This window comes from Rhizobium sp. NFR12 (assembly GCF_900108545.1).
Lineage (GTDB): Bacteria > Pseudomonadota > Alphaproteobacteria > Rhizobiales > Rhizobiaceae > Neorhizobium > Neorhizobium soli.
The window spans coordinates 464,080-482,240 of sequence record NZ_FNWM01000001.1; the positions used below are offsets into that span (position 1 = coordinate 464,080).

At 61.3% G+C, this 18,161-nt stretch carries 20 protein-coding genes; 17 read left to right on the top strand and 3 right to left on the bottom strand.

Annotated features, from left to right (window positions below; translation table 11 throughout):
• The first annotated feature begins 58 nt into the window (after positions 1-58).
• From BLW69_RS02170 to BLW69_RS02220, 11 genes are all read left to right on the top strand, one after another.
• Entirely contained in the window at positions 59-1,906 is a 1,848-nt protein-coding gene (locus BLW69_RS02170; RefSeq protein WP_092659659.1) for an ABC transporter ATP-binding protein, read from the top strand.
• A 99-nt stretch (positions 1,907-2,005) separates the two neighbouring features.
• Positions 2,006-2,200 (top strand): hypothetical protein, encoded by a 195-nt coding sequence (locus BLW69_RS02175; protein WP_092659661.1) that lies wholly within the window; start codon positions 2,006-2,008, stop codon positions 2,198-2,200.
• Positions 2,197-2,772 (top strand): Fic/DOC family protein, encoded by a 576-nt coding sequence (locus BLW69_RS02180; protein ID WP_092659663.1) that lies wholly within the window; start codon positions 2,197-2,199, stop codon positions 2,770-2,772. The genes BLW69_RS02175 and BLW69_RS02180 overlap by 4 nt, the downstream gene beginning before the upstream one ends.
• Positions 2,773-2,849: 77 nt before the next feature.
• Positions 2,850-3,803, top strand: coding sequence for a sugar-binding transcriptional regulator (locus BLW69_RS02185; RefSeq protein WP_062461275.1), 954 nt, complete (start codon positions 2,850-2,852; stop codon positions 3,801-3,803).
• A gap of 153 nt (positions 3,804-3,956) precedes the next feature.
• Positions 3,957-5,273, top strand: coding sequence for an ABC transporter substrate-binding protein (locus tag BLW69_RS02190; protein ID WP_092659665.1), 1,317 nt, complete (start codon positions 3,957-3,959; stop codon positions 5,271-5,273).
• A gap of 177 nt (positions 5,274-5,450) precedes the next feature.
• Positions 5,451-6,323 (top strand): carbohydrate ABC transporter permease, encoded by an 873-nt coding sequence (locus BLW69_RS02195; RefSeq protein WP_092659667.1) that lies wholly within the window; start codon positions 5,451-5,453, stop codon positions 6,321-6,323.
• Between the two features lie 11 nt (positions 6,324-6,334).
• Positions 6,335-7,159 (top strand): carbohydrate ABC transporter permease, encoded by an 825-nt coding sequence (locus tag BLW69_RS02200; protein WP_062461266.1) that lies wholly within the window; start codon positions 6,335-6,337, stop codon positions 7,157-7,159.
• An 11-nt stretch (positions 7,160-7,170) separates the two neighbouring features.
• Positions 7,171-8,175, top strand: coding sequence for an ABC transporter ATP-binding protein (locus tag BLW69_RS02205; RefSeq protein WP_062461262.1), 1,005 nt, complete (start codon positions 7,171-7,173; stop codon positions 8,173-8,175).
• Positions 8,176-8,220: 45 nt separating this feature from the next.
• Positions 8,221-9,705 carry a mannitol dehydrogenase family protein gene (locus BLW69_RS02210; protein ID WP_092659669.1) on the top strand — a complete coding sequence of 495 codons (1,485 nt, stop codon included), beginning with the start codon at positions 8,221-8,223 and terminating at the stop codon, positions 9,703-9,705.
• A 10-nt stretch (positions 9,706-9,715) separates the two neighbouring features.
• Positions 9,716-10,435 (top strand): HAD family hydrolase, encoded by a 720-nt coding sequence (locus BLW69_RS02215; RefSeq protein WP_244508726.1) that lies wholly within the window; start codon positions 9,716-9,718, stop codon positions 10,433-10,435.
• A 73-nt stretch (positions 10,436-10,508) separates the two neighbouring features.
• The gene (locus BLW69_RS02220) at positions 10,509-12,101 is read left to right on the top strand and encodes an FGGY-family carbohydrate kinase (RefSeq protein WP_092659670.1); all 1,593 of its coding nucleotides are present in this window, start codon (positions 10,509-10,511) and stop codon (positions 12,099-12,101) included.
• An 8-nt stretch (positions 12,102-12,109) separates the two neighbouring features.
• Here BLW69_RS02220 and BLW69_RS02225 read toward each other — a convergent pair whose 3' ends face one another.
• Complete coding sequence (locus BLW69_RS02225; RefSeq protein ID WP_092659672.1) at positions 12,110-12,760, bottom strand: NAD(P)H-binding protein; 651 nt, start codon at positions 12,758-12,760, stop codon at positions 12,110-12,112.
• A 141-nt stretch (positions 12,761-12,901) separates the two neighbouring features.
• On the opposite strand from BLW69_RS02225, the gene BLW69_RS02230 reads away from it, so the two are divergent.
• Complete coding sequence (locus BLW69_RS02230; protein WP_092659674.1) at positions 12,902-13,630, top strand: sulfate transporter family protein; 729 nt, start codon at positions 12,902-12,904, stop codon at positions 13,628-13,630.
• On the opposite strand, the gene nth is transcribed toward BLW69_RS02230, so the two are convergent.
• Positions 13,612-14,382 (bottom strand): endonuclease III, encoded by a 771-nt coding sequence (gene nth, locus BLW69_RS02235; RefSeq protein ID WP_092659676.1) that lies wholly within the window; start codon positions 14,380-14,382, stop codon positions 13,612-13,614. The genes BLW69_RS02230 and nth overlap by 19 nt on opposite strands.
• A 21-nt stretch (positions 14,383-14,403) precedes the next feature.
• Between nth and BLW69_RS02240 the strand changes: the two genes are divergently transcribed.
• The 5 genes from BLW69_RS02240 to BLW69_RS02260 all read left to right on the top strand — a co-directional run bounded on the left by BLW69_RS02240 (position 14,404) and on the right by BLW69_RS02260 (position 17,129).
• Positions 14,404-14,901, top strand: a complete 498-nt coding sequence (locus BLW69_RS02240; RefSeq protein ID WP_092659678.1) for a DUF2244 domain-containing protein — start codon at positions 14,404-14,406, stop codon at positions 14,899-14,901.
• A 66-nt stretch (positions 14,902-14,967) separates the two neighbouring features.
• Positions 14,968-15,864: a methylated-DNA--[protein]-cysteine S-methyltransferase gene (locus BLW69_RS02245; RefSeq protein ID WP_092659680.1), complete on the top strand. Its 897-nt coding sequence runs from the start codon at positions 14,968-14,970 to the stop codon at positions 15,862-15,864.
• Positions 15,865-15,958: 94 nt separating this feature from the next.
• Complete coding sequence (locus tag BLW69_RS02250; RefSeq protein ID WP_244508727.1) at positions 15,959-16,567, top strand: dual specificity protein phosphatase family protein; 609 nt, start codon at positions 15,959-15,961, stop codon at positions 16,565-16,567.
• 54 nt (positions 16,568-16,621) lie between these two features.
• Positions 16,622-16,816, top strand: a complete 195-nt coding sequence (locus tag BLW69_RS02255; RefSeq protein WP_244508728.1) for a ribbon-helix-helix domain-containing protein — start codon at positions 16,622-16,624, stop codon at positions 16,814-16,816.
• Positions 16,758-17,129 carry a type II toxin-antitoxin system RelE/ParE family toxin gene (locus BLW69_RS02260; protein ID WP_092659683.1) on the top strand — a complete coding sequence of 124 codons (372 nt, stop codon included), beginning with the start codon at positions 16,758-16,760 and terminating at the stop codon, positions 17,127-17,129. Before BLW69_RS02255 ends, BLW69_RS02260 begins: the two co-directional genes overlap by 59 nt.
• On the opposite strand, the gene BLW69_RS02265 is transcribed toward BLW69_RS02260, so the two are convergent.
• Entirely contained in the window at positions 17,126-18,109 is a 984-nt protein-coding gene (locus tag BLW69_RS02265) for a sugar-binding transcriptional regulator (protein ID WP_092659685.1), read from the bottom strand. The genes BLW69_RS02260 and BLW69_RS02265 overlap by 4 nt on opposite strands.
• Between the last annotated feature and the right edge of the window lie 52 nt (positions 18,110-18,161).

Here is an 18,161-nt window from a genome sequence, read left to right on the forward strand (position 1 = left end):
GGCCCCTCGCGATGCCGCCACCAGTCGCGACGGGGCCGCCCAAATCAAGGAAACATGCATGCTGCTTTCCGGACCTGCGATGGAACAGTCTGGCGGATCGGTCACTCCGGTCCTGTCTGTGAAGAACCTCACGACGTCGTTCAAGGTGAACGACGAATGGAAGACGGTTGTGCGCAACATCTCGTTTGATGTGGCACCGCGCGAGACGGTTGCGATCGTGGGCGAAAGCGGCTCCGGCAAATCGGTGACGTCGCTGTCGATCATGCGGCTGTTGCAGAAGAATTCGAGCCGGATCGAGGGGCAGGTCTTCCTGCAGGGCAAGGAGCTTCTCGGTCTGCCTGAGGAGGAGATGCGGCGGGTGCGCGGCAACGACATCTCGATGATCTTCCAGGAGCCGATGACCTCGCTCAATCCGATCTTTCCGATCGGAAAGCAGATCGCCGAGGCGCTGACGGTTCACACCAACATCTCCAAGGCCGAGGCAAAGGCGGAGGTGATACGGCTTCTCGAGAAGGTTCGCATCCCCAACGCCAAGAGCCGTTTCGACGAATACCCGCACCAGTTTTCCGGCGGCATGCGCCAGCGCGTGATGATCGCCATGGCACTTGCGGCCAAGCCGAAGCTTCTGATCGCCGACGAGCCGACGACGGCGCTGGACGTGACGATCCAGGGGCAGATCCTTGATCTCATCAAGATGCTGCAGGAAGAGGAGGGCATGTCGGTCCTGTTCATCACCCATGACATGGGCGTTGTGGCGGAAGTGGCCGACCGGACGATCGTGATGTTCCGTGGCGACGCGGTGGAAACCGGCCAGACCGGCGATATCTTCCATCGCGGCCAGCATGCCTACACGCGGGCGCTTCTTTCCGCCGTGCCGCGGCTGGGCTCGATGGGGCAGAGCAAGCTGCCGATGCGGTTTCCGCTGATCGACGTCAACACCGGCGAACAGCAGGTTCTGGGCGAAGTGTTCGACACGGTTGCCAAGGGCAAGACGCCGATCCTCGACGTGAAGGACCTGACGACGCGGTTCGACATCCATTCCGGCCTTCTCGGACGCAAGTCCGGGGCGGTGCATGCGGTGGAAAAGGTCTCGTTCGATCTCTATGCCGGCGAAACGCTTGCGCTGGTGGGTGAATCCGGTTGCGGCAAGTCGACCACCGGACGATCCGTCACGCGGCTGATCACGCCGACCAGCGGCACCGTGCAGGTGGACGGCTACGACGTGATGAGCCTCGATCAGCATGCGCTTCGAACCATGCGCCGGTCGATCCAGATGGTGTTCCAGGATCCGTTCGCTTCCTTGAACCCGCGCATGAGCGTGGGGTCTGCCGTCGCCGAACCGTTTATCGAGCACAAGCTCGGCACCAAGGCGCAGGCGCGCGAAAAGGCGGCGAACCTTCTCGAAAAGGTCGGACTTTCGGCCGACATGATGCGGCGCTTCCCGCACGAGTTTTCCGGCGGCCAGCGGCAGCGCATCGCGATCGCCAGGGCTTTGATGCTCGATCCGAAGGTGATCGTTGCCGACGAAGCGGTGTCGGCGCTGGACGTGTCGATCAAGGCGCAGGTCTGCAACCTGCTGCTCGACCTGCAGCAGTCTCTGAACCTCGCCTTCCTGTTCATCTCCCACGACATGGCCGTGGTGGAGCGCGTGAGCCACCGGGTGGCAGTGATGTATCTGGGCGAAATCGTCGAGATCGGCCCGCGTGCGGCGGTGTTTGAAAACCCGCAGCATCCCTACACGAAGAAACTGATGTCGGCGGTGCCGGTGCCGGATCCGTCACGGCGCCGGATCAAGCGCAACCTTTCCACCGAAGAGATCAAGAGCCCGATCCGGTCTGTCGATTTCGTGCCGCCGGTGCGGGAATATCGCGAAGTCGGCGCAGGCCACGTCGTGCAGGTGGCCTGACGTCGGACGGCCCGGAACGAACGCGAAGGCGGCGCAAACTGGGGCGCCGCCTCGCATCTATCATTTGTCGGATTTCGCGATCTGCAGTATGATGGCTGCATGAGCAACAGGGATGATATCCGCCAGCGGACACTGGAAGCAGCGCACCTGCAGATGATCGAGGGCAACCCGCTCGACGCTGAGCAAATTGCCATGTTCGAAATGTTCGATCGGGAACGCTGGCCTGAAGAAAAACAGGTTGCTTATATTCTGGGGCGTGCACGCGATGCATCGCTTTCCGACGCTGCAGAATGAACGACGACCCCTACGTTTATCCGGGGACGCGCACGCTTAAAAATAAACTAGGAATTTCGGACGTCGATAAGCTTGATTATCACGAGCGCGAAATCGTGACGATGCGTAGTCGCCAGAAAATCCCCGTGGGTAATTTCGACCTGAAGCATCTGCGGGCCATCCACCGTCATCTCTTTCAGGATATGTACGACTGGGCGGGCGAGATCCGGACGGTGGAGATTTCCAAAGGGTCGAGCCAGTTCCAGTTCCGGCAGTATATCGAGACCGGCATGGCCGATGTGCATCGACGCATCACGGCGGGCAATTATCTGCGTGGTCTCCAGAGATCGGAATTTGCCGCAAAAGTCGCGCCGATCATTGGTGATGTTAACTATGTCCATCCGTTCCGCGAGGGCAATGGCCGCACGCAGGCACATTATCTGAAACAGCTTTGCGGACAGGCCGGACATTGGCTCGATCTGACGAAAATCGATCCCGCAGGTTGGATCGAGGCTTCGAAACAGGCGCAAATTAGCAATTATCAAATGATGGAGACCGTCCTCTCCGAGGCGCTGAGCAAAAGCTCTCTTTGAGGGCGTCGTTGCACCATCGCCATTTGACAGCCCCTCAAAAAACATGTCAGCAAATCGACCAGAGGAGATTTACTGCCATGGCTAAGCGGAGTGACACCCAAGGCCGGCTCGACGATGCTGCGCGCGCGGGCTGGCTCTATTACGTCGCGGGGAGGACCCAGGACGAGATCGCCAATGCCATGGGCATTTCCCGCCAGTCGGCCCAGCGGCTCGTGTCGCTTGCGGTTGCCGAGCGGTTGATCAAGGTCCGGCTCGACCATCCGATCTCCGCCTGTCTCGAACTCGCTGAAGGGCTGCGCAAGAAATACGATCTCAAGCATGCGGAAATCGTGCCAAGCGATCCGGGCGGCAGCTCGTCCACCGTCGGCATTGCCGAAGCCGGGGCGGGCGAGATCGAGCGCTGGCTGAAACGGCCGGATCCGATCATTATCGCCGTCGGGACAGGTCGGACGCTGAAAGCCGCTGTCGATCAGCTGCCGCCGATGGAATGCCCGCAGCACCGTATCGTGTCGCTGACCGGCAATATCGGGCCGGACGGGTCGGCCGCCTATTACAACGTCATCTTCTCGATGGCCGATGCCATCAAGGCGCGGCATTTTCCCATGCCGCTGCCGGTCCTTTGTGCCTCCATCGAGGAGCGCGACACGCTGCATGACCAGGCGCTCGTGCGCTCGACACTTGCGCTCGGGGCACAAGCCGACGTCACCTTTGTCGGGATCGGCGAACTCGGCGTCGATGCGCCGCTTTGCGTCGACGGATTTCTGGATCGCGACGAAATGGTGTCGCTGGTGGATCGCGGTGCCGCGGGTGAAATTTGCGGCTGGATTTACGATCAGCAGGGTGAGTTGCTCGACAGTGCCGTCAACGGCCGGGTGGCCTCCGTGCCGATCCCGTCGCGCGAGACCTGCTGTGTCATTGGCATTGCCCAAGGCAAGAAGAAGTGGGTCGCCATGCGCGCAGCCCTGAAAGGCGGACTGCTCAACGGCATCATCACCGACGAGGCCGCAGCGCGGTATCTGCTTACTGCTTAAGCGCGGCAGATAGAATTCTGCCTGAAATTTCAGTGAATTGTCGCTTTCGGTTGCATCGCAGCGATGAATTCCCATTGACTTGCGCTAGCTTTATGTGGGTAATTGCCCATGAGCAAAGCGAATGCTCGCATTCCATCTTCTCGGGAGGAAGATATGACCATGAAAACTATTCTGCTGGGCGCCTGCTCAGCTCTGGCCTTTGTGGCCACGACTGCATCTGCCGAAACCCTCACCATTGCGACAGTCAACAACGGCGACATGGTCCGCATGCAGGGCCTGACGTCCGAGTTCACCAAGGCGAACCCGGACATCCAAGTCGAGTGGGTCACGCTCGAAGAAAACGTCCTGCGCGAACGCGTGACGACCGATATCGCGGCTGGTGGCGGCCAGTACGACATCGTCACGATCGGCAACTACGAAGTTCCGATCTGGGCCAAGCAGAAGTGGCTTCTGCCGCTCGAAGGTCTCGGCGACAAGTACGACATGGACGACCTGCTGCCGGCGATCCGCGGTGGTCTTTCGGTTGAAAACAAGCTCTATGCGGCACCGTTCTACGGCGAATCCGCCATGATCATGTACCGCAAGGACCTGTTCGAAAAAGCCGGCCTGAAAATGCCGGAAACCCCGACCTGGGAATTCATCGCTGACGCTGCCAAGAAGATGACCGACCGCAAGGCCGACATCAGCGGCATGTGCCTTCGTGGCAAGGCCGGCTGGGGCGAGAACATGGCCTTCGTTTCGGCGCTGACCAACTCGTTCGGCGGACGCTGGTTCGACGAAAACTGGAAGCCGCAGTTCGATCAGCCGGAATGGAAGGCAGCACTTACCTTCTACGCCGACATGATGAAGAATTCCGGCCCGTCGGGCGCTTCTTCCAACGGCTTCAACGAAAACCTGACGCTGTTCCAGCAGGGCAAGTGCGGCATGTGGATCGACGCGACCGTCGCTGCATCGTTCGTATCGAACCCGAAGGACTCCAAGGTTGCCGACAAGGTCGGTTATGCGCTCTTCCCAAGCAAGGAAGGCGTTGCCAACCACGGCAACTGGCTGTGGTCCTGGAACCTTGCCGTTCCGGCATCGTCCAAGAAGGCTGAATCGGCTCAGAAGTTCATCTCCTGGGCAACCAGCAAGGAATACACGACGCTTGTTGCTGCCAAGGAAGGCTGGGCCAACGTTCCTCCGGGCACGCGCACCTCGCTCTACAAGAACGCGGACTATCAGAAGGCCGCTGCCTTCGCAGCTCCGACGCTTGCTGCCATGGACGCTGCCGACATCACCAAGCCAACGGTCAAGCCGGTTCCTTATACCGGTGGCCAGTTCGTCGCGATCCCTGAATTCCAGGCTCTCGGCACCACTGTCGGTCAGTTGTTCTCGGCTGTCATCGCCGGCCAGTCCACGGTCGATGACGCTCTTGCCGCCGCTCAGGCAACGGCAACCCGCGACATGACCCGCGCCGGTTACATTAAGTAAGCTTGGTCAAGACACTGCTGTCCGGCATCCGTGCCGGGCAGCAGATCACAGGATGACGATTGGATGCTGAACCGCATCTCGCTGTTCCAGCACGCTACCCTATAAAAACAAGATCATGCCTTCGCGTCCTCCTCTGGCCGCGTGCGGCGCGCTTACCTCCGGGGAGGGGCCTCAAAGATGGCAACGCAAAATACCAAGACGTTGGCACGCCTGATGATGGCGCCCTCCGTCATCGTTCTTTTGGTTTGGATGGCCGTACCGCTCGCAATGACGCTGTACTACTCGTTCCAGAACTACAACCTGCTGACGCCGCAGAACGTGAGCTTCGCAGGCTTCTTCAATTACCAGTATTTCTACACGGACCCGGCCTTCTTCCAGTCGATCTGGAACACGATGCTGCTGGTGCTCGGCGTGCTCGGCATTACCGTCATCGGCGGTGTCGCGATCGCGCTTCTGCTCGACCAGCCGATCTTCGGCCAGGGCATTGTCCGCATTCTGGTGATCTCGCCTTTCTTCGTGATGCCGCCGGTGGCCGCGCTGATCTGGAAGAACATGATCATGCATCCGGGCTACGGCGTGCTGGCGGATCTCGCGCGGTTCTTCGGGGTTCAGCCGATCGACTGGTTTGCCCAGTATCCGCTGTTTGCGGTGATCATCATCGTTGCCTGGCAATGGTTGCCGTTTGCGACGCTTATCCTTCTGACGGCGCTTCAGTCGCTCAACAGCGAGCAGCGCGAAGCAGCCGAAATGGATGGCGCCAACTTCTTCAACCGCTTCATCTACCTGACGCTGCCGCACCTTTCGCGCGCGATCACTGTCGTCATCCTGATCCAGACGATCTTCCTGCTCGGCATTTACGCTGAAATCCTGGTCACCACCAATGGCGGTCCGGGCTATGCGTCCACCAACCTCACCTTCCTCATCTACCGCACTGCACGTCTCGGCTATGACGTCGGCGGGGGTGCAGCGGGAGGTATCATCGCCGTCGTGCTTGCCAACATCGTCGCCTTCTTCCTGATGCGCGCCGTCGGCAAGAACCTGGACAAGTAGGAGGAACGATCATGGCTCGCAAAGTAACAACCGGAGCGAAGATCGGCTGGACAATCCTGGCCTGGGTCGTCGCACTCCTGATCTTCTTCCCGATCCTCTACGCGCTGATCACCAGCCTGAAGACGGAGCAGGAAGCGATCGCCGGCTTCAGCCTGATCCCATCGGGCACGCTTGAGAACTACATCACGGTGCAGACGCAGCGCGACTATTTCAAGCCGTTCATGAACTCGGTGATCCTGTCGGTCGGCTCCACCATCCTCGCGCTGATCATCGCGATCCCCGGGGCCTGGGCGATGGCGTTCGCGCCCGGCAAGCGTACCAAGGACATCCTGATGTGGATGCTGTCGACCAAGATGATGCCGGCCGTGGCGGTGCTGCTGCCAATCTTCATCCTGTTCCGCAACTTCGGCCTGCTCGACAGCCGCATCGGCCTCACCATCATGCTGACGCTGATCAACCTGCCGATCGTGGTGTGGATGCTCTACACATACTTCCGCGAAATTCCGGGCGAAATCTTGGAAGCGGCACGGATGGACGGCGCCAACCTGTGGAAGGAAATCGTCTACGTGCTGACGCCGATGGCGGTTCCCGGCATCGCCTCGACGCTGCTCCTCAACATCATCCTTGCCTGGAACGAAGCGTTCTGGACGATCCAGCTGACCACGACAAACGCGGCTCCGCTCACGGCCTTTATCGCCTCCTTCTCCTCGCCGCAGGGTCTGTTCTGGGCAAAGCTTTCGGCGGCCTCGACCATGGCCATCGCGCCGATCCTCATCCTCGGCTGGTTCAGCCAGAAGCAACTCGTTCGCGGCCTCACGTTTGGCGCGGTTAAGTAAGGATCACTTTCATGGGCAGCATTACTCTTTCCAAAGTGTCGAAGACGTTCGGCGAAGCCAAGGTCATCCCGTCGATCGATCTCGAAATCAACGACGGCGAGTTCGTCGTGTTCGTCGGACCTTCGGGTTGCGGCAAGTCCACGCTTCTGCGTCTCATTGCGGGGCTTGAAGACGTGACCGGCGGCCAGATCAAGATCGACGGTCGCGACGTGACGGACGCCGCTCCGGCCGAACGCGGCCTTGCGATGGTGTTCCAGTCCTATGCGCTGTATCCGCATATGAGCGTGCGCAAGAACATCGCTTTCCCGCTCAAGATGGCGAAGATGGAACAGTCGGCGATCGACAAGAAGGTCGCCGATGCGGCGCACATCCTCAACCTCACCGATTATCTCGAGCGTCGCCCCGGTCAGCTGTCGGGCGGCCAGCGCCAGCGCGTGGCCATCGGCCGTGCGATCGTGCGCGAACCTTCGGCCTTCCTGTTCGACGAGCCGCTCTCCAACCTCGATGCGGCACTGCGCGGCACGATGCGTCTGGAGATCAGCGACCTGCACAACCAGCTGAAGACCACGATGGTCTACGTTACCCACGACCAGATCGAAGCCATGACCATGGCCGACAAGATCGTGGTGCTCAACCGCGGCAATATCGAGCAGGTCGGCTCGCCGCTCGAGCTCTACAAGTCGCCGCGCAATCTGTTTGTCGCAGGCTTTATCGGTTCGCCGAAGATGAACCTGCTCGAAGGTGACTACGCCAAGGCGAAAAACGGCAAGACCGTGGGCGTTCGTCCCGAACATATCGGGCTTTCCAAGGACAGCGGTCTGTGGAAAGGCCGGGTTTCGGTTGCCGAACATCTGGGCGCCGACACGTTCCTGCATCTCGACGTCGATGGTATCGGCCCGATCACGGCGCGTGCCGGCGGCGAGTTCGGCGCGAGCTACGGCGACACGGTCTACCTGACGCCGGATGAAACCAAACTGCATCGCTTCGACGACAAGGGTCTTGCGATCCGGGCCTGAATGATCCCAAAGGCCTGAACAGCAGGCCAATCGGAGTATGAGAAAATGACTGTGAAGCTTTCGTTGGCAACTCTCAAGGATGCCGCAGCGACCGCTGGCGTGCCCGCCTACGATCCGAAGACACTCTCCCCCGGCATCGTACATTTCGGCGTCGGCAACTTCCACCGCGCCCACCAGGCGATCTACCTGGACGACCTGTTCAACATCGGCAAGGGCCACGACTGGGCCATCATCGGCGCCGGCGTGATGCCGTCCGATGCCGCCATGCGCGACAAGCTGAAGGCGCAGGATTTCCTCACCACCGTCGTGGAGCAGGACAACAACAAGACCGGTGCCCGTGTGACCGCGCCGATGATCGACATCATTGCGCCTGACGACAAGCAGGCGCTGATCGAGAAGCTGGCCGATCCGACCATCCGCATCGTCTCCATGACGATCACCGAGGGCGGCTATTTCATCGACGCGTCCGGCCATTTCAACCCGGCCCATCCGGCTATGGTCGAAGACGGCAGCAACCCGGATGCGCCGAAGTCGGTGTTCGGGCTGATCCTTGCCGGCCTCAAGCTTCGCCGTTCGCGCGGCCTTGCGCCGTTCACGATCATGTCCTGCGACAACATTCCGGGCAACGGCCACGTGACGGAAAACACCGTCGTTGGTCTCGCCAAGCTGTCGGATCCGGATTTTGCGACCTGGATCCACGACAATGTCGCCTTCCCGAATTCGATGGTCGACCGCATCACGCCGGCCACCGGTCCGCGCGAAGTCGATATCCTCAAGAATGACTACAATATCGACGATAACTGGCCGGTATTCTGCGAAGAGTTCAAGCAGTGGGTGATGGAAGATCATTTCCCGCTCGGCCGTCCGGCGCTTGAAGAAGTCGGCGTTCAGTTCGTGCCCGACGTCGCGCCCTACGAGCTGATGAAGCTGCGCATCCTCAATGGAGGCCATGCGACGATCGCTTATCCCGGCGAGTTGCTGGACATCCATTTCGTGCACGAGGCAATGGAGCATCCGCTGATCCGGGCTTTCCTCGCCAAGCTCGAGAAGGAAGAGATCATCCCGATCGTGCCGCCGGTTCCAGATACCAGCCTCGACGACTATTTCGACCTGATCGAGCACCGCTTCCTCAACCCGAAGATCGGCGATACCATTCCGCGCCTGGCGCAGGACGGCTCCAACCGCCAGCCGAAGTTCATCCTGCCATCGACCCGCGACCGGCTGGACCAGGGTCTCGATATCGTTGGCCTGTCGCTTGTATCGGCGCTGTGGTGCCGTTATTTTGCGGGCACGTCGGACAGCGGTCGCCAGATCGTGTTCAACGATACGAGTGCCGAGAAGCTGCAGGCGGCCGCGATCAAGGCCAAGGACGACCCGGATGCGTTCCTGGTGTTCGACGAGATCTTCGGCGAAGTCTCGACGTCTGAGTTGTTCCGCAAGCGGTTTGCGCATGCGCTGAAGACGCTCTGGACACAGGGCACGGCCAAGACGCTGCAGCTCTATCTCGACGACCAGCTCGTCAAGGATTGAGGTGAACACCGTGACGGGACTTAGCGCAATCAAACCACGCCATCTCGTGATCTTCGATTGCGACGGCGTCCTCGTCGACAGCGAGCCGCTTTCGGTGCGGGTTCTGGTCTCAGCGCTTAACCGCCACGGTATCGAAATGGCCGAGGAGGAAGCCTATGAGCGCTTCCTCGGTCGCAGCCTGGCGACCATGCGCCAGGTCATGGACGAGGAATACGGTTTCCACACCGGGCCGGAATTTCTGGACGGCATGCGCACCGATCTCTACAGCCTGTTCAAGGCCGAGCTGAAGCCGATCCCCGGCATTGCCGAAACGCTCGAGGCGCTCGGGCTTCAAGCCTGCGTCGCATCCTCCAGCAATCCCGACCGCATCCGGCTGTCGCTGACGATTACCGGCCTGATCGACAAGCTCGATCCCCATATCTTTAGTGCCACGATGGTGAAGAACGGCAAGCCGGCGCCGGACCTTTTTCTGCATGCTGCGAGCGAAATGGGATTTGCGCCGGAAGATTGCATCGTCATCGAAGACAGCCCCGCCGGCATCGAGGCGGCCCAGCGGGCGGGCATGGCAGCTTTCGCCTTTACCGGCGGATCGCACACCCACACTTCCGGATACCGTGACCGGATCGAGGCGCTATCGCCCGACGTCGTGTTTGACGCGATGCCGGATTTGCTCCACCTTGTCCAAAAATATATCGAGGATCGCAACGGTTCGGTTTCCGCAAACACCTGAAGCTCGGCTTTCAGGCTGGCGGGACGCGACGGGGACAGTCTGCGCGACTTACAGGGACAGGAAACAAATCGGGATGCGTGATTTTCTCGTTGCGGTCGATATCGGCACGGCAAGCGCCCGTGCCGGCGTGTTCGGCCGCGACGGAACGCTGATTGCGAAATCCAAACATCCGATCCTGATGTTCCGCCCGCGGGACAAGCACGCCGAACATTCCTCCGAAGACATCTGGTCCGCAACCTGCATCTCCGTGAAAGCGGCGTTGGCGGAGGCGGGCATTTCCGCGAGCCAAGTGGCGGCGATCGGCTTTGACGCGACTTGCTCGCTTGTTGCGCGGGACCGCGACGGCGCACCGCTCAGCGTATCTGTCAGCGGCAACGCGCATCAGGATACGATTGTCTGGCACGACCACCGGGCGATCAGTCAGGCGGAGACGCTGTCAAGAAGCGGCCATGCGGTGCTCGATTTCGCCGGGGGATCGATCTCGCCGGAAATGGAAATGCCCAAGCTGATGTGGCTGAAGCAGAACCTTCCAGACAGCTGGAGCCGGGCCGGTTATTTCTTCGATCTTGCCGATTTCCTGACCTGGAAAGCCACAGGTTCCGCGTCGCGTTCGCGCTGCACGCTGACGGCCAAATGGAATTACCTGGCGCATGAGACGCCGGGCTGGAGCGCGGATTATCTGGCGCTTGCCGGGCTCGACGACCTTATTGAGAAGGGCGGTCTGCCGGACGATACGATCGGTGTCGGCGGCTCGATCGGACCGCTCAGCGAAAAGGCGGCGGCCGAACTTGGCCTCGATACCGGCGTTCAGGTCGCGCCGGGAATGATCGACGCTTACGCGGGTGCCTATGGCGTGCTTGGCGGTGTTGGGGCGAAAAGCTTTCCAGGCTCGTCGCTGGAGACGAGCGTTGCCCTGATCGGGGGTACATCGAGCTGCATCGTCGCCTTCACCAGGGAGCCGAAACCCGGTCGCAGCCTTTGGGGCCCATATTACGAGGCGGTACTGCCCGACCATTGGCTGGTCGAAGGCGGACAGTCGGCGGCGGGCGCGCTGCTCGATCATATCGTCATGATGCACGCAGCCGGCGGCGAGCCGACCACCGAGCTGCATGAGCGGATCATTGCCCGCGTCGGCGAGATGCGTGCAGCGGCAGGCGGCGAGGAGATCGCGCCGGATCTGCACATTCTGCCGGATTTTCACGGCAACCGTTCGCCGCTTGCCGACCCGCATGCGACCGGCGTCATCAGCGGGCTGACGCTCGATACGTCCTTCGACGGGCTTTGCCGCCGCTATTGGCGGACCTGCGTGTCGATCGCGCTCGGCATCCGTCATATTCTCGATGCGATGGCTGACTTTGGGTACCGGTTCGAGACGCTGCACGTGACCGGCGGGCATGTGAACAATCCGCTGCTGGTGGAACTCTATGCGGATGTTACGGGCTGCAGGGTAGTCATCCCGAACAACCGCGACGCGGTTCTGCTTGGAACGGCCATGGCTGCCGCGGTCGCGGGCGGTCTGCACGGCTCGTTGCTTGATGCCGGACATGCGATGAACAGCGGCGGCAGCGAGCGGCTACCCAGCACGGGACGAGACCTTTATGAGCGCGACTACCGGCGGTTCCTTGCGATGATCCGTCACCGCGAAGAGCTGCGGTCGCTGGACTAAGCTGCAACTCAGCCCGAAAGCTGATCCGCCTCGACGATGCGCTCTCCCTTTTCACCGCCGATTGCCGCATCCAGCAGAACTTTTGCCACCACATGGGCCGGGCTGATGCGCAGCCGTCGCGGCAGGATGGGATGGGCGATCTTCAGCGCCATGCTTGCAAGCCGTTCGCCGAGCCGGAATTCGCTGCGGTCGCCGCCGAGAAGGCCGGGCCTGACAATGGTGAGCGTGGAAAAGCCGATGCCGCGGATGGCATCTTCAAGCTCGCCCTTGGTGCGCAGGTAAAGCAGGCTGGACTTCGAATTGGCGCCGGTGGACGAGACGAGCGAGAAACGGGTTGCACCTCGTTCATGCGCGCGCCGGGCCGCACCGAGCGGCGTGGCGTAATCCACCAGGCGGAAGGCCTCGTCCGATCCCGCCTTTGCCCGCGTGGTGCCGAGCGCCGAAATGACCGCGTCGACGGTCCACCAGTCCGCGTCGGGAAGACCGCTGCTGAGATCGGTGATGGGATTTTCGAGCTTCGGATGGGCCGGCAAGGCGGTCGGAGGCAGCGGCCGGCGGGTGGGCGCGACGACGCGGGTGACCCGGTCGTCCTTGAGCGCCAGTTCGAGGACGTGGCCGCCGACCAGTCCGGTCGCGCCAAGGAGCAGCAGGCTTGTCATGCGGATCTCCGTCACTACCACGCCCGGTGCGGGTGTCTGCCGGTGAGTATATGATTCTCGCGGCGAGATTCCTATATCCACCGGCGCTTGTTCCAGGGCGATGGTTGACCTACATGCTGCGAGCCTAACCTGGAGACGCCGATGATCCTCGACGCCGCACGCCTATCGCTGATCAACCTGTTTGCGCCCGAGACGAGATCGGCCTTCTGGAAGACGCTGGGGCTGACATTCCTGATCCTGATCGGGTTGTGGTTCGGCTTGCGCGAGCTCTTCGCTCTCTACCTCTGGCCGTGGTTTGCCGCCTTTTTTCCGGATGTGCCTGATTGGACGGGATGGCTGACGCTGTTTGCGGCGATCGCGGCCGGCATCGGACTGGCGCTGGTGCTGGCTCTGCTGATCGCGCCGATCACTGCGCTCATCGCGGGTCTGTTTCTCGACGATGTGGCGGCAGTGATCGAAAAACGGGACTATCCCGATGACGTGCCGGGCCGGGAAATGCCGCTCGGACAGGCGATCCTAGGGTCGATCCAGTTTCTCGGCATCGTCATCATCGGCAATATCATCGCGCTGCTTTTGCTGTTCATTCCCGGCGTCAACCTCATCGCGTTCTTCCTGGTGAACGGGTATCTGCTGGGGCGCGAGTTCTTCGAGTTCGCCGCGATGCGGTTCCGGCCGCCGGCAGAGGCGCGGGCTTTCCGCTCGAAGCATTCCTCTACCGTGTTCGTGGCGGGCCTGCTGATCGCCGGCTTCCTGGCGATCCCCTTCATCAACCTGCTGACGCCGCTGTTTGCGGCCGGGCTGATGGTGCATCTGCACAAGAAGGTATCGAAGCGCGATCCGTCCTTCCGGCTTCAGACGCCGATCACCTGAGGCGGTAGCTCGACCAGCGGTGCTGGTATGGGACAGGTCTTTTCGGGCGATCGACAGAGGTCCGCGATGACGCAGTGCTCGCATTCGGGCTTGCGTGCCTTGCAGGTATAGCGGCCGTGCAGGATCAGCCAGTGATGGGCGTGGAACAGGTACTGGTCGGGGATGACCTTCAGGAACTGCTCTTCGACCTCATCCGGCGTTTTACCGGGCGCCATCAGGCAGCGGTTGCCGATGCGAAACACGTGGGTATCGACGGCAAGCGTCGGGATGCCGAAGGCCATGGACATCACCACATTGGCCGTCTTGCGGCCGACGCCCGGCAGGCGCACCAGGTCCTCGCGTGTGCTTGGCACCTCGGATCCGAACTCGTCGATCAGCATGCGACAGAGCGCGATGACGTTCTTGGCCTTGTTGCGGTAGAGCCCGATCGTCCTGATATGGGCGATGACGCCGTCCTCGCCGAGCGCCAGCATCTTTTCCGGCGTGTCGGCGATCTTGAACAGCTCGCGGGTCGCCCTGTTGACGCCGACATCGGTTGCCTGCGCCGACAGCGCCACGGCGACCACGAGCGTGAACGGATTGACGTGCTCGAGCTCTCCCTTCGGCTCCGGCCGTTGCACCGAGAATCGGCGGAATATCTCCACCATTTCGTCAGGCGTATAGGCCGGCTTGAAGCGTTTCGGCTTCCGGCCTTTGGTGGTGCTGCTTTTTGTCGCCGGGGTTTTCGTGGATTTGATTTTCGCAAGGGCCATGACACTGTATAGTCTCGCCCCATGACGGAAATCAACGCGCAGCCGATCGATGAGAAACCGGTCTTTGCAGCCGAACTGACGCCCTATCGGTCGCTAGGCCGACGGGGGTTTTTCGTCGTGCTGTCGATATCGGGTGCCGTCTGCCTGTTCTACGGCCTTTTCTTCCTGGCGACCGGCGCCTGGCAGATCGGCTTGTTTCTCGGTTTCGATTTCCTGCTTCTCTATGGCGCGCTGAAACTCAGCTACCGTTCCGGCCGGCAGCGCGAGGAAGTCACGGTGTCGAGGACCAATCTGTCGATCCGGAAATTTTCTCCAACGGGGCGGATGGTGGAGCATCGCTACAACCCGTTTTGGGCGCGATTCAATGTCAGCAGGCACGAGGAATTCGGGATTACGGCGATGCAGGTCTCGGGTGAGGGACGGCAGACCGAAATCGGTTCGTTTCTGAACCCGGACGATCGTGAGAGCTTTGCGAGGGCATTTCGCGGAGCGCTTGCGACCGTCACGAGACGGTTGTGATCCTGTCAAGAAACGGGTGGCTCTGATGGGATCGAGCGTGCATCTATAGGGCACAGGGAGATTGCCATGAACGCTCTTGCTTCGCTTTCCAGGCCCGAGATGTCCGCACCCGGCATCGATGTGACGCCTGACGGCTCCGACTATGAAACCGTGCGGCGTGTCATCGAGATGCTGACGCTCGATTATCGCGCGCAGCCTTCGCTCGAAACGATCGCGGCCGAACTTGGCCAGTCGCCGACGCAGCTGCAAAAGGTGTTCACCCGTTGGGCGGGCCTATCGCCCAAGGCGTTCCTGCAGGCGGTGACGCTTGACCATGCCAAGCGGCTGCTTGGCCAGGAAGGTCTGCCGCTTCTGGAGACGTCCTATGAACTCGGACTGTCGGGACCCGGCCGGCTGCACGATCTGTTCGTGACCCATGAGGCGATGTCGCCGGGCGAATGGAAGGGAAGGGGCGCGGGTCTGACGATCCGCTACGGGTTCCATCCGTCGCCATTCGGCATGGCGCTGGTCATGGCGACGGAGCGTGGGCTGTCGGGACTAGCGTTCTCCGATCTCGGCGGCGAAAAACCGGCCTTCGAGGACATGGTGCGGCGCTGGCCGAATGCCGCCTATGTCGAGGACAAAGAAGCGACGGCGCCTTATATCGGCCGCATCTTCGACCGGGGCCAATGGTCTGCGGACCGGCCGCTCAACGTCGTTCTGATCGGGACCGATTTTCAGCTCAAGGTGTGGCAGAGCCTGTTGAAGATCCCGTTCGGCAAGGCGGTCACCTATTCCGCCGTCGCCTCGGACATCGGCCAGCCGACGGCAAGCCGGGCGGTGGGAGCGGCCATCGGCGCCAACCCGATCTCCTTCGTCGTGCCCTGCCACCGGGCTGTGGCGAAGAACGGGGCTTTGACCGGGTATCACTGGGGTCTGACCCGCAAGCGGGCGATCCTGGGCTGGGAGACAGGCAACGCCTGAACCGCACAGTCCGCCCGACAACCTGCCGTCCTTCAGGTGCGTGTCAGCAAACAGGCCGAAATGATTGCCATCCTGCACTTCAACGGACGGCAGCATGGAACAGTCACGCGTCAGAAGCTGGTTTCGCATGGGAGCCTCGGCGATTTTCGCTGCCGCTCTGGGTTTGGGGGCCTATCTCGGGTATCTGCAGCTCAGCGGAAATTTCCATACGGTGATCGACGGCGAGCTCTACCGGTCTGCGCAGCCCGGTGCCGCCGATATCGAGACCTATGCAAAGACCTACGGCATCCGCACCATCGTCAACCTGCGCGGTGAGGACGACAAGGCCGGATGGTATGCTGAGGAGGTCTCCGCCGCAAATAGGCTTGGCCTGACGCATCTCGATTTCCGGATGTCGGCTTCCAGGCAGTTGAGCGAAGCGGAGGCGGACCGGCTTGTCACGATGATGCGGGACGCACCGAAGCCGATCCTGATCCATTGCCGCTCGGGTTCCGACCGCACCGGCCTTGCCGCCGGACTTTACAGCAGCGAGATTGCCGGCATGTCCGAAGAGATCGCCGAGCGCCAGCTTTCCCTCTACTTCGGCCATATCGGCATTCCTGTCATCTCGTCGGCTTATGCCATGGACAGGACATGGGAGAGGCTCGAGCACCATTCCTGGCGCGACAGGATTGCATTGCTGACAACGGATATCGACCTCTGACGTCGTTGCGGCCGAGGCTGGGAAACTCCTGTGGCAGTTGGCGGGTCGTGCCCAATGCGCTACGATATCGGCCAGTTCCAAGGAGCCATCATGCCACCATGCAACGTCGTTCTGACAGAGCACCACCAGCAGGTGATCGCGCAGCTTCTGGAAACGGGACGCTATCAGAACGCCAGCGAAATCGTGGGCGATGCACTGCGGCTTATCTGCCCAGGCCGACATCACCAAGATCATTGCCTATACGGATGAGAACTTCGGACGCGGCGCAAGGCGCCGTGACGAACAGCTTCTCGTGACTGCCTTTCGCGATTTGTCGCAAGACCCGACCCGGCCGGACTCAATCGATAGGGCGGAGCTTGGGGCAGGCATACGCAGCTTCCATCTCAGGCGTAGCCGGACGAGGCCGAAGCACGCAAGCGGGCTGGTCGTGCAGCCTCGCCACTTCATTCTCTATCGGTATCTTGAATTGTCGCTTATCGGGATCGGTCGCGTGCTTCATGACGCTGTCGATCTCGAAAGGCACCTCCCGTCAGCATTCGACGATGAAAGCAGGCGGTCCTAATCCACCTCCGCCAGCCGCAGCAGCTCCACTGCGGCGGTTTCGTCGGTGATGAGGGTGTTGCAGCCGATGCGGCGGATGGTGGCGCGGATGGCGATGGCGCGGTGTGTGCCGCCGGAGGAGAGGACGATGTGTTTTGCCTTGGCGAGCGTATCGAGGTCGACGGACATGACCCGCTCGTTGAGCTTCTGATCGACGGACCGGCCTTCCTCGTCGAGGAAATTGAACATCGTGTCGCAGACACAGCCGGCGGCGATCAGCCGCTCGAGTTCGGTGGCTGAAATGAACCCCTCCGACAGCGAGGTCGAATGCGGGCCGATATCACCGCAGCTGACGACCGCGAGATCGAGGTTCTCGGCGAGGTCATAGACGGCATCGAGGCCGCATTTGTCGATCAGAGCCCGTTTGGTGGCGACGCTGTCGACCAGAAGCGGGGCGAGGAACATGAAGCATTCGGCGCCCAGCTGGCCGGCAAAGCGCCACGTGAAGTCGATCGGGTTGGTCTGGTGGACAGCGACAATGCCGCCGAGCAGCGAGACGACCTTGCAGCGTTCGCGACGGGGCGGGCGGAAGCTCGAAAGCGCTGCCGTCATCGTGCGGCCCCAGCCGACGCCGATCGTCATGTCGTTCTGGATTGCTTCCGACAGGAACTGGCCGAGCGCCAGACCGACGGCGCCGGCCAGTGCATCGGCGCTGTTGTCGCGCGGGGCGGGCACCACGACCGCCTCATCCAGTCCGTAGGCGCGTTCCAGCTTGGTCGCCAGCTCGACGCAGGTGTCGATGCCTTCCGAGATCCAGATCTGCACTTCGGAGCGTTTCATTGCCTCGTCGAGAAGGCGGATGACGGTCGAGCGACTGATGCCGAGCCGCTCGGCTACCTCCTTCTGCGTCAGGCCCTGGTTGTAGTAGAGCCAGGCAGCGCGAAGCCGCAGGGAGGACGCTTCCGAATATGCGGTGTGGGTATCGCGTCTCAGCTTGGCCAAATTCTGATGTCCTTTTTCATTCAGGACCATAGGGCTGACGTGAAACATATGT

Coding starts and splice junctions, on each gene's coding strand:
- BLW69_RS02170 (WP_092659659.1), top strand. CDS start 59: ATGCTGCTTTCCGGACCTGCGATGGAACAGTCTGGCGGATCGGTCACT.
- BLW69_RS02175 (WP_092659661.1), top strand. CDS start 2,006: ATGAGCAACAGGGATGATATCCGCCAGCGGACACTGGAAGCAGCGCAC.
- BLW69_RS02180 (WP_092659663.1), top strand. CDS start 2,197: ATGAACGACGACCCCTACGTTTATCCGGGGACGCGCACGCTTAAAAAT.
- BLW69_RS02185 (WP_062461275.1), top strand. CDS start 2,850: ATGGCTAAGCGGAGTGACACCCAAGGCCGGCTCGACGATGCTGCGCGC.
- BLW69_RS02190 (WP_092659665.1), top strand. CDS start 3,957: ATGACCATGAAAACTATTCTGCTGGGCGCCTGCTCAGCTCTGGCCTTT.
- BLW69_RS02195 (WP_092659667.1), top strand. CDS start 5,451: ATGGCAACGCAAAATACCAAGACGTTGGCACGCCTGATGATGGCGCCC.
- BLW69_RS02200 (WP_062461266.1), top strand. CDS start 6,335: ATGGCTCGCAAAGTAACAACCGGAGCGAAGATCGGCTGGACAATCCTG.
- BLW69_RS02205 (WP_062461262.1), top strand. CDS start 7,171: ATGGGCAGCATTACTCTTTCCAAAGTGTCGAAGACGTTCGGCGAAGCC.
- BLW69_RS02210 (WP_092659669.1), top strand. CDS start 8,221: ATGACTGTGAAGCTTTCGTTGGCAACTCTCAAGGATGCCGCAGCGACC.
- BLW69_RS02220 (WP_092659670.1), top strand. CDS start 10,509: ATGCGTGATTTTCTCGTTGCGGTCGATATCGGCACGGCAAGCGCCCGT.
- BLW69_RS02225 (WP_092659672.1), bottom strand. CDS start 12,760: ATGACAAGCCTGCTGCTCCTTGGCGCGACCGGACTGGTCGGCGGCCAC.
- BLW69_RS02230 (WP_092659674.1), top strand. CDS start 12,902: ATGATCCTCGACGCCGCACGCCTATCGCTGATCAACCTGTTTGCGCCC.
- nth (WP_092659676.1), bottom strand. CDS start 14,382: ATGGCCCTTGCGAAAATCAAATCCACGAAAACCCCGGCGACAAAAAGC.
- BLW69_RS02240 (WP_092659678.1), top strand. CDS start 14,404: ATGACGGAAATCAACGCGCAGCCGATCGATGAGAAACCGGTCTTTGCA.
- BLW69_RS02245 (WP_092659680.1), top strand. CDS start 14,968: ATGAACGCTCTTGCTTCGCTTTCCAGGCCCGAGATGTCCGCACCCGGC.
- BLW69_RS02250 (WP_244508727.1), top strand. CDS start 15,959: ATGGAACAGTCACGCGTCAGAAGCTGGTTTCGCATGGGAGCCTCGGCG.
- BLW69_RS02255 (WP_244508728.1), top strand. CDS start 16,622: ATGCGCTACGATATCGGCCAGTTCCAAGGAGCCATCATGCCACCATGC.
- BLW69_RS02260 (WP_092659683.1), top strand. CDS start 16,758: ATGCACTGCGGCTTATCTGCCCAGGCCGACATCACCAAGATCATTGCC.